Raw genomic sequence first — 11,181 nt, forward strand, 5'->3', positions numbered from 1 at the left:
AACACTTCCTACTTTTCATTTTCATGATTGGTATAGGAAGCCTACTAACCGCACAAATCGAGGTCCCAGCGGGTATATTCGCCCGTGTTATTGATCAAGAAACTCAGGTTTCAGAGGCATTTGAAGATTATGCTAAAGCCCTTGTTCAAGTTACAGATGTGGTTAGTTTTCAAAGCGCCTTTCCTCAAGCTAAGACGGAAGAGCTAACACGGACGTATTTCTTGAAACTTAAACCCAATGCTGATTATACCTACTTCTCAGATCTTCTAAAAAGTAACCCTGATTTTGAAGAAGTTCTTATCGAATATGTCGCCTTAAAGACTTGTACCCCTAGTGCTCAAGGGTGTACTAATCCACCTATTGTTGTAGAAGAATCCGAATGTAGTAACGCAACAAATTATAATGATCCCGGATCTCAGTGTACCGACCACATTGAAAGAATGGAACTTCCTTGTGCATGGACTGAAACCGATGGTTCAAGTGACGTCGTTGTCGGCGTCGTTGATGTCTTTTTTGATCAGTCTCATCCTGATTTAGCGTTTAAATTTAAGTCAATTTCAGGAAATTGTATTGAAGCAGCCGCCACGTCAAGTCATGGTTACGCTTCAGCGGGAGGAATTACGGCCATAAGAAATAATGGCTTGTGTGTTGCTGGGGCAGGAGGGGAAACAAAGCTTAGAGGATATTGTGTTGGAGGAGGAGATCTATGCGTTGGAGGTGCCCCGCCTAACTCTCTAATCATGCTAGCTTGGGAAGCCTACCTTGATGGAGTGGAGGTTATTAATATTAGCTATTCCGGAAACGATTTGTTCAGGCCGATAATTCAGGAGATAGTTGATGGTGGGACAACAGTAGTTGTCGCTGCAAAGGGGGATTCTCATAGTCAAATTGCGGATATTCGAGGGGTCATTAACGTAGGTCAACTTACCGAACAAGGCGAATACCAGCGGTATGAGTCAGATGAGGCAGACCTCAACATAGATATTGCCGTTCCGATTTTGAATTCTTATCGTCTTACTTCCCCCTTAGTAGATGATTGTGGACGAGGCACTGCACAATCGTCGATGGCTGCTGCATATGTTTCAGGTACGGTTGCATTATTATTGGCAGAAGCACCTTGTTTAAGTCCAGCAGCAATTGAAAAGATATTGAAAGCAACAAGTAACTCCATTCCTGGAGCGGATGATCCTGCTAGTCCGTTTTACGAAGAGATAAAGAATGTAGGAGCCTTAAACGCTTATCAGGCGGTACTCGCAGCAAAAAAATACTCTGCTGAAACGCTTAAAGTGCAAAGTGGAGAAACCGTTATAATTGAAAACGACGTCAGATTTTTTAAGAAAGTAGAGATAGAGCCTTTAGGTAGATTGATATTTCGCAATAGCATGATTTCAATGTCAGAGACTAATCCTGCGCAACATAAGGAAGGTTTTTTTACGGTGAAAAGAGGAGCTAAGCTGATTTTTGAAGAAACTAAAGTAACCTCTGCTTGCCGGGATGGGGCATGGGGAGGAATCAGAGTATGGGGCAATAATGAACGAGAGCAACCAGAGGCAATGACCGCTACGGGGCTTATGAATTATAACGTCTTGGTTGATGCTGATGATGCCGGAATAGTCTATTTTGCCAAAGGTAGTTCGTTTTCCAGAGCTAAAAGGCTAGTCGCTACCCGTTCAGATGGTGTTCCCTATAGCGTACAAATAGAAAGACGAGGGGGCTTGGTCGTTGCAAATGATGCTTTTTTTATTGATAATCAGCGAGTGGCTGAATTTCTCCAATATCCTAACCCGATATCGGGGCTTCCATTTAAGAATAAAAGCCGATTCCTGAATTGTTTGTTTCAAGAAACGACGGATGATTTTGATAGAGCTGTTGGTGTAACCATCTGGGATACTGATGGGGTGACTTTCAATAAATGCACCTTCCGGGAGATAGACGTTGAAGCTATTGTGTCTTTTGATGCCGAAGTGTTTATTACCGATGGGAACTCCTTTAGCAAGAGTATTGATCTTTCCAGATCAGGTAAGCACCGCGCTATATCATCAACTTCTACTTATCCATCCGGAGGTAGTTTGGTTTTAGGTGACGATATTGGCGCTGAAAATGAATTCTATTTTGAGGGAAGAGGTGGCACAATGGTTAATAGCTATTCTCAGGGGCGTTTCGAAGCCATAAAAATTACTAATAACAGCTTTAGGAGGGGAGCAAAAGGAGGAACGGCCATTGATATAGAAGGAGCGTCTGCATACAATATAGAAGGCAATACCTTTTTTAACGGAGGTAATTTTATGAGATTACGGAATACGAGTGACGGTAGTAGGGTTGTTGAATCTCAAGTTCAGTGCAACTACTTTCAGGAAGGAAGTACGGGAGTTTCAATAACCGGAGAGAATGGCAATACAGAAATTGTAGGTAATGATTTTTATGTTATTACCTCAGATATCAGACTGGCTGCAAATTCTTCAATAAAAGGTGTCCAAGGGGGTCCAGGGCAACCAGCTGACAACTGTTTTTATCAAGAGGATGATAAGGATATTGTAGAAGGAGTTGGGATCAATGACTTTATTTATTTTGTGGAAGATGGTGGTGTGCCGGACTGTTCAGACCCTCTCAATGCTGTTGGCTATACGATTGTTGAAACAACGTTGGTTTCTACTGCGTGTAGTTCTAATAGGCCTCCTCTACCTGGTTTTCAAGACCGCTTTGGTGTGAAATCCGACATGTATAGTGCAGAAGTCGAATCTTCTAATGATCCGAACAATGTTATCTTATTCGAAGCCAAAATTTCATCAAAGGAATTGTATGCTTCTATGTATCAAAAGCTTATTTGGGATAGGCTGAAAAGTGGAAATAATAGCGAAGCTCTTATGTTAGCTAATGAGTTTGAAGAAAAAGTCTTCCCTTTTACGCTTTTTGGCACACTTGTTGAAACAGGAGATTATCAGCAGGCGGAATTACTATTGAATAGTTCGACAAGCACAACGGATGGGTTTTCGGATTTTAAATTTATTCAGTCTATCAATTTAGCTCGCCTAAAGGATACAATTGGCTATGAGTTGTCTGGAGGTGATTATGAGATCCTAGATAAACTAGCAGACGATGACGGAGAATACAGTGGTTATGCTAAGGCGCTAATGCTATATCTTGAAAACGTTAGGTACGAAATAGAGGAGATTGGCGTAATGCCTCCAAAAACTATCAATAGTTCGCCTAATAAATTGCCTAGTTCGATTGTATACCCTAATCCAGCAAATGATTTTCTTATCATTCCCGTTCAGGTTAACGAGAATACGACTGAACCCTATACTATTGAGATTCAAACAATGGATGGACGACTGCAAATAAGTAAAAGAATAACTCCCGAATCATTCATGTCAATCGATGTCTCAGAGTTGAAGCCAGGGGTATACGTTGTGAGCATAAAATCGCTCTCGAAAACGATAGAGTCTAGTAAAGTAGTTATTGCTAGGTAGTAACTACATAGCAACTTGGAAGTTAGGTTTGACTTGTAGTAATCGCTTAATAATAAAAAATGTTTTACTCTCTAATTAGGCTAATTGTTTTTATCTTCTGTTTGCTGGGAGTTAAAACTTCTCTTTTTACGCAGAAAAATTTCTCGAAAGTATACATTGGTATAGAGGAGCATAGTTCCTTTGGGCAAACAGTAAGAGAAGTAAATGGTGAGTTTATGTTCGCATCTCACTTGGTAGAGCACGGTCGATTAGGATCAGTTTCGCCAGCATTTACAACTATTGATGGTGCAGGTAGAGAGATTTATCAAAAACTAATTTCCTATCAAGATACATCTGTTTTTATTTCTAAACCTAATTCGTTGAATATTCTTGATGACTCTTTCTATTCGTATGTAATCATGAACACGCCGGATATAGATAGCCTAACGCATCAATCAATAGGTGTACTTGAGGTTGACCCTGAAGGTGAGGTAGAGCTTTTATTTCATTTTCAGGATTCGGATCATCTCTACGGTAACTCTATGGTCTGCACTTCAGATTCTACTCTTGCGCTATATACCTCTGGGGCTGATACACAGTCGATGTATTATAATTCAGTCTCAATTTTGAATATACGTACAGGGGAAAGTACAACTCGATCTTATCAAGGAGGCTATCGTTCGATTGGAATGGGAGACATTCGTGCATTACCTGACGGTGAACTACTATTGACTTTTAAGACTTGCCAAAAAGAAGATCTTGAGTTTTGCCGGGATATTGCAGTTTTGCAAAAAATAGGAGCTGACGGGGAGATAGTTTGGACTTATGAGTCAGAAGAGTCCGTTAAGTGGAGTAACAACGATCAATACCCGTTGGCACTCCCTTTAAGAAATGGAGACATTGCTTTGGCCTGGACCTTAGATACTACAGTCTATAACGTAGGGCAAGAAGAATGGTATGATGAAGGGACCGCAACTATCTTTATTATCGATGAAAATGGAAATTTTAAAAGAGAAACGAGAATAACCGGTAGGCCATTACTCATGACTAATCTGGAGTTGTTGACTAATGGAGACATTTTGGGAATGGGAATGGGTGCTTTATTTACGCAAACAGATGGAGTGAGAGATAATGGTGCTTTTGCTTTTCGTACGACTTCGGACGGAGACGTGATTTGGGAGCGTGCTTTTGTAGACCTGCAAGCCACTGATTTGAATAATCAGATATTTGAGGATGGGCTTGAAACGCCTTCTGGTGATCTCCTTTTTGTCGGGTCTCGCTTATTGCGGGATCTGGGAGAAAGTATTGCTTATCGTGCCTGGGTCGTTAAACTCGGAGCTGACGGATGCTTTAATCCGAAGAATTGCGGTGAAAATTTAGAATTAATCACCGAAACGGTGGTGGCAACAACATCCGCTAGTCGGGATCCTTCCCGATTAGAGGTTGCTCCTAATCCAGCGAGCAAACAGTTTTCTTTTTCTCTACCCGTCTCCAGCACTAACAGTCAAAGACATTTCGAGCTTCTTGACGTTAATGGACGTATGGTCAGGAGCGAAAAAATTGCAGGTAATACGCATACTGTAGCTGCTAATAATTTATCCGAAGGTGCCTATATCGTCAGAGTTCGTTCCGACACAGAACTGTTTACGGCTAAAGTGATTGTTCAGAAAAATTAGCCTGAATTAGTAAGACCTATGCACCCCTGTACCACATCAAAATCCCCCCAAAAGCCGTAATCAGCGCCATCAAAACTGTCGTCATGCTGATACTGCGCCGCAGGTAGTTGCTGAAATTTCGGATGGCCTCAGCGTGCTCCGGGTAGGCGGGGATAATCTCTTCTTCCACTCTCTCCGTACTGAATATCTGCCCGGGCGTGAAATCCACTCGCGCACGTACCAGTATTCGGTAGGCCCGTAAGACCTTCGCCCGGAAATACAGGTTGACCGCTAGCATAGCGACGAACAGAGTGATGACAATGGTGAGGAGGAGGGATTGCATGGGATGATTTATACTAAACAACGGTTGTAGCGCAAGGGGGCCGCAAAGTTATTCATTATGGCTAAAAAAGCGATCAGCATCCAGAGGCTGGATGCTGATCACTAAAGACGCTCTGTCTGAAAGCTGGAAATGAAAAGTTATCAGGGGATCGAGGCTGAATGGTTCATCCCCGGGAATACAGCCCTTAATTCTTCATAAACCGAACCGAAGACATACCCGTCTGCGTACGGAAAGTGGCGAAGTACAGACCTGAAGGCAGGCTACTGATGTCAAGGCGAATCATCGCGGTCGTATTACCGCCCACCAGAGGCTGCACCTCGAAAGGGCGACCGTTGACGTCGCGAACAAAGATCTGCCCGCTTGGCAGCGCTTCATTACTTTCCAGGCTCAGAAAAATTTTGCTTCCGGCGGTGGGGTTGGGGTAGACACTTATCCGCAGATCAGGGCTGCCCAACTCTTCTTCAAAGCCTTGGTTACCGCCTTCTATGAAGCCATCTTCTTCCACGCGGGTCACCGTTACGAAGTTGTCACTCAGCGCGAAGCAGCCATCCGTTAATCGGGTCGTAGCAGCATTGTCACCGCCCATCGCCAGAATCTCTCCGGTGTAGGCCAGACCCCAAACGCGACATACACCTACTCCGGCCGGGCCGAAGTCAATGGTCGCACTGTTGGAAGTCGCCAGAATGTTATTGTCTTCATCCGTAACAACGTATACGTAGCTGTCCAGAGAGTCTGCGTCGGTGACAAAGGATAAAGCCGCCGTGGGCGTTCCGCCAGTAACGTCAATTTCGACTTCTACTTCGGTCTCCCCGTCAGTAGTGGTCACCGTACCGCCGTCAGGGTTGCTCACGATGACGGTAATGAAGTTGTCCGTGATGGCATAACATTCTGTACTGAGCACACTGTTGGTCAGATCCTGATTGATCGATACCGTAGGTGTACCCGTAAAGTTGAAGCCGTAAATCCGGAATTCACCGTCGCCGAAGGCCGTAAACGGAATGATGTTGCTCGGGAGGTTAGCGGCTACTACCTGATTGTCCGTATTGGTGACGATGTAGCGGTAGTTGATACCCACAACGTCACTTTCCACGATGGCAATCGGGTTGTCTCCGGGACAGAAGGTAATTACGTCTCCTTCATCAGAGCCGATGTTGCTCAGCGTGCCGGCAGAAATTTCACCGCCGCGAATGACGGAGACGAAGTCAGTGGTTACTTCATAACAGTTGTCGGCCAGTGCGACAACGGCGATGTCATCGCCGGCCTGTACCGTAAGATTACCCGTGTAAGCTATGCCGTAGAAACGGTAGAACTCCTGTGGTAGCGTACCGAAAGGAATATCGTCCGTGCTGGCAGACACTAACTGAACGATGCCAAAGGTGTCCGTTACAATCACGCCGTAACCCGTCAGACTGGTACTGGTGGTGGTAACACTTACGTTGACGTTGCCGTCAACCACACAGGAGTACCCGCTGGAAGAAAGACCGTCGACACTGATCTCTCCGGCTTCCGGCGTATCGTTAAAGATGGATACGAAGTTATCGGAGATGCTCGCACAGCCTGTTGCCAGTTCGCTGAACTCCAGTGAGCTGCCCACACCCGCCAGTAAATCGCCGGTGTAGCTGATGCTGTAAACCCGAAGTTCCATCAACGGCAGTGGGCCGAAGTCGAAGCAAGCACTGTCCATTACGGAAAGAATGACGTTGGTAGACGTGGTAATCACGTAGGTAAAGAGAGTGTCCGACAGCGTACTGTTGCTGGTGAAGCAAACAAAACCATCGTCTTGGTTCATGGGGCAGAGGTAGATTTCCTCTTGGCCGTTACCGAGGATGCTGCCGCCATCTACCTTCGTAATGTTGAGGGTGATGGAGTTGTCACTCAGGTCAAAACAACCAGTCGACAGGTCGCTGGTGAAAATGTCCAGGCCAGGTGTCACGGTCAATACACCGGTGTAGGCTACGCCGTAGACGGAGTAAGAACCCGTCAGGGTATTACTGAAGTCGAAGGTGTCCGCCATAATGCCGATCAGGGAGAAGCCCTCGTCAGCAATAATGTAACCGTAGTTCGTGGAAGTAGAGGTCGTGGTGAACTCCAGAATGTCGTCCATCGCGTCACCAGAACAGAAGTCGATCGTATCCTGGCCACTGCTGAGGCTGACGGTCGCTCCATCGGGAACTTCCCGAACGACGGTAATGAAGTTGTCACTCAGGGCAAAACAGCCGGTTGCGATTTGTACGGAGGTAAGCGTGTCGCCCGGTGAGGCCGCAAGCGTACCGGCAAAGGAAAGCCCCCAGACGCGGCAGGTTCCAACACCGGCTTCTTCAAAGTTAAAGCTACCATCAGTCGCTACGGCCAGGAGAACGTTCGCTTCATCCGTAATCAGGTAAAGCAGGTTGCTGCCAACGTTCCCTTCAATGCTGAAGCTCACGATGTCATCTACGCCGTCACCAGGGCAGGTTACGGTTTGGTCTCCGCCGCCAGCCAGGCTGACGGTTCCTCCCATCGCGTCGTCGCGGTTAACGGTGACGAAGTTGTCGCTCAAGCTGGAACATTCAGAGGCCAGGCCGCCATCGTTGACATTAATGCCAGGGCTGGCCAGGAGCGTACCGGTGTAAGACAGGCCGTAGATACGGCAGCGACCGAAAGCCGCCAGGTCAAAGTCGAAAGTCGGGCTATCCTGTACCATCAGGATGCTGCCATCGTCCGTAGTGGCAATGAATACGAAGTTGGCACCGGAAGCGCTACTGGAGCTAACGGTGATGACGTCCGGAACACCATCCATGGAACAAACAAAAACCTCGTCTTCTCCGGCATCGGTGAGTATCGTGCCACCGTCGGGCAGTTGCTTGATTACCGTAACGAAGTTCTCAGAGAGGGCGTAACACTCAGTAGCCAAGGGGTCAACCCCTGCGGTTTGGCCAAGAGAAGCCGTCACCAGCCCGTCGTAACCAAGACCCCAAACGCGGCAAGTACCCACGGGGAAAGTCTCAAAGTTGATCTGATCGGTGAAAGCCACCCGGATGACGATGTTGTTCGTATCCGTGATCAGGTAGTTGAAGTTTTCCAGCGTAGTGCCGGTAGAGTCGAAGCGGATATTGTCCGGAGAGGCATCTCCGGGGCAGACTAGAATTTCCGTCTCACCATCTTCCGTGCTGATGCTTCCGGTAGAGGCATCCTGACGAATGACCGTTACCCAGTTTTCTGAAAGAGCCGAGCAGGCCGTCGTTAGGTTCGTATTGTTGATGTCGTCTCCCTCGTTAGCAACGATGTCTCCGCTGTAGGTCAATCCGTATACCCGGCAGGTGCCGGGAGGGACGCCTTCAAAGTTAATGGAGCCACTGGCCGGGAAGCCAAGAATTATACCCGCATCATCCGTAATGACGTAGGCAAACTGCTCACCGGTAGCGCCCATGTTGGCAAAGCTGAGAATGTCATCAACTCCATCATTGGGGCAAACGGACGCTTGCGTGGCACCGTTGACCAGGCTTACCGTACCACCCACGGGCAGTTCGCGGCGGACAGTAACGAAGTTGTCGCTTAAAGCAAAACACTCACTGGCCAGTTGGAAGGTGCTGGCATCATCACCCGCAGCAGCGAGCAGAATACCTTCGTAGGTAAGTCCCCACAGGCGACAAACGCCAAAACCAGCGTTTTCAAAGTTTACGTCCGCTCCATCCGGAACGGCGAGGATGATGTTGTTCTCATCCGTCACTACGTAGCTGAAGTTGCTGCCCTCCGCTCCGGAGGAAGTAAAGGTGACGAAGTCATCTGTACCATCTTCAGGGCAGATGCTGATCTCCGTTTGACCATCAACAGTAGAGACCGTTCCTCCTGAAGGTACGGTGCGGGTGACGGTGATGAAGTTATCACTAAGATCGAAGCAATTATCGGCCAGCTGCGCTTCAGCAGCATTGGCAAGGAGATCAATGCTCAGGTTACCCTGGTAAGAAAGCCCCCAGATACGGCAAACGCCAATTGGGGCGTCATCGAAGTCGATGGTTGGCTCTTCACTGAAACTAAGAATGATGTTATTGGTGTCCGTGACAACGTAAGCACGGTCTCCACCACTCTCACCGTCAGAAACGACGGTGATCAGATCGGGGTTGCCATCTCCCGGGCAAGTGGTTACTTCAGTAGCTCCCTCCGTAGTAGCTACGGTGCCACCTTCAGGGATTTCACGGGTGACCAGCACAAAGTTGGAGGAAATAGCCAGGCACTCTGCCTGATCCATGACGGTAGACAGGGCGTCTCCCATCATGCCATTAAATTCACCATTGTACGCTACACCCCAGGCACGGCAGATGCCAACGGGGGCAGAATCAAAATCGACTTCCATTGCATTAGGCATGGGCATGCCGATGATAATGTTACTTTCATCCGTTATAATGATTCGGGTAGTTTCCCCTACCGCTCCGTTAAGGATGAAGGGAATGATATCCGGGTTGCCATCCTGTGGGCAAATCCGAACCATGAAATGGCCATTAGCGGTAGCAATCTGGCCGCCGCTGACAGTGCTGTTAATAACGGTAATGAAGTTGCTGGATAAGCCTGCTCCACAACTTCCCATTCCTTCGAGCGTGCTGACGTTTTCTCCTTGTTCAAGGCTGAAACCCACTACTGCGTAAACCCGGTAGGTGCCTCTGCCCGCCGTTTCGAAGTTGATTTGACCATTTAAGTTGATGCCAAGAACGGTTCCCTCATCATCGGTAATGACGAAAGTGGGGTTGTCCGCTTGCGCAGAAACAGTGATGAAGTCATTTTCATCATCTCCCTGGCAAAACTCGTAAACATCCTGCTCACTGCTGATGGTAACTGGGTCTCCATTACTTCCGGAGGGCACCGGTGTGTTTACAATGGTGATAAAGTTAATCGATAAGCCACTGCCACAGGTTCCCGTGCTTTCAAGGGTGCTGATGTTCTCCCCCTGTTCAATGCTCAGGCCCGAAACGGCATAAACCCGGTAGGTACCCCCACCAGCGCTTTCCAGGTTGATGTTGCCATTTTGGTTGAAGCCGAGCACAGTGCCGGCATCGTCAGTAATGACAAAGAGAGCATCGTCTGCATCAGAAGAAACGCTGACATTGTCGTCTTCCCCGTCTCCCTGACAGAATGCGTAGCTGTCTTGCGCGCTGTTGATGACCACATCTCCGCTCCTTCCATTGTTGACGGAGACGAAGTTCGTCGTCAAACCCGCACAGGGAGTTGAAAGCTCAGTAGTAGTGAAATTATCACCAACCGAGGCTGTAAGCCGGCCATAGGTCGAAAAGGCATATACGCGCAGGCTGCCACTGGGCAGCATGTCAAAGTTTATGAAGTTACTAAAACCGATCGATACGATGATGTCGTCAGAATCAACGACAACGTAGGCGAAAGCCTGGCGAAAAGGTCGAACCTGAAAACGAATCCGGTCCATCGTGTCATCGTCCGTACAGGTGCTTAATTCAGTTTCGCCAGAAAACGCGAGGCTGATCATCGCATCTTCCTGGCAGCTGCGCGGATCGGCCCCCGGCATCTGTCCAAAAAGAGAAAAAGAGAAAGCAAATAAAAGAAGAGAAACCAGTAAAGCGTATCGATTTAAGATCATCTGTGTAGTTTTTGAGAAGCAGGGAGAAGCAATCAATGTACAACACCCAAATGTAAGCCATGAGATTATCTGGTAAATTTACGTAATTGCCTCCGATCACAATAAAAATTATATGTTAGTCATTCACATAAGCGTACTTTTAACTTAAAAAAG

4 protein-coding genes are annotated in these 11,181 nt (G+C 47.2%); 2 read left to right on the forward strand and 2 right to left on the reverse strand.

Going from position 1 to position 11,181, the window contains the following annotated elements:
- The first annotated feature begins 23 nt into the window (after positions 1 to 23).
- Positions 24 to 3,470: a S8 family serine peptidase gene (locus tag BM123_RS04200; protein ID WP_090165610.1), complete on the forward strand. Its 3,447-nt coding sequence runs from the start codon at positions 24 to 26 to the stop codon at positions 3,468 to 3,470.
- A 59-nt stretch (positions 3,471 to 3,529) separates the two neighbouring features.
- Entirely contained in the window at positions 3,530 to 5,125 is a 1,596-nt protein-coding gene (locus BM123_RS04205) for a T9SS type A sorting domain-containing protein (protein WP_090165612.1), read from the forward strand.
- Positions 5,126 to 5,141: 16 nt separating this feature from the next.
- On the opposite strand, the gene BM123_RS04210 is transcribed toward BM123_RS04205, so the two are convergent.
- Both BM123_RS04210 and BM123_RS04215 read right to left on the reverse strand, forming a co-directional pair.
- Positions 5,142 to 5,447 (reverse strand): hypothetical protein, encoded by a 306-nt coding sequence (locus tag BM123_RS04210; RefSeq protein ID WP_090165614.1) that lies wholly within the window; start codon positions 5,445 to 5,447, stop codon positions 5,142 to 5,144.
- Positions 5,448 to 5,631: 184 nt separating this feature from the next.
- Complete coding sequence (locus tag BM123_RS04215; protein WP_090165616.1) at positions 5,632 to 11,028, reverse strand: T9SS type A sorting domain-containing protein; 5,397 nt, start codon at positions 11,026 to 11,028, stop codon at positions 5,632 to 5,634.
- Between the last annotated feature and the right edge of the window lie 153 nt (positions 11,029 to 11,181).

The organism is Neolewinella agarilytica (genome assembly GCF_900110645.1).
In the GTDB taxonomy this organism is placed as follows: domain Bacteria; phylum Bacteroidota; class Bacteroidia; order Chitinophagales; family Saprospiraceae; genus Neolewinella; species Neolewinella agarilytica.

Coding starts and splice junctions, on each gene's coding strand:
- BM123_RS04200 (WP_090165610.1), top strand. CDS start 24: ATGATTGGTATAGGAAGCCTACTAACCGCACAAATCGAGGTCCCAGCG.
- BM123_RS04205 (WP_090165612.1), top strand. CDS start 3,530: ATGTTTTACTCTCTAATTAGGCTAATTGTTTTTATCTTCTGTTTGCTG.
- BM123_RS04210 (WP_090165614.1), bottom strand. CDS start 5,447: ATGCAATCCCTCCTCCTCACCATTGTCATCACTCTGTTCGTCGCTATG.
- BM123_RS04215 (WP_090165616.1), bottom strand. CDS start 11,028: ATGATCTTAAATCGATACGCTTTACTGGTTTCTCTTCTTTTATTTGCT.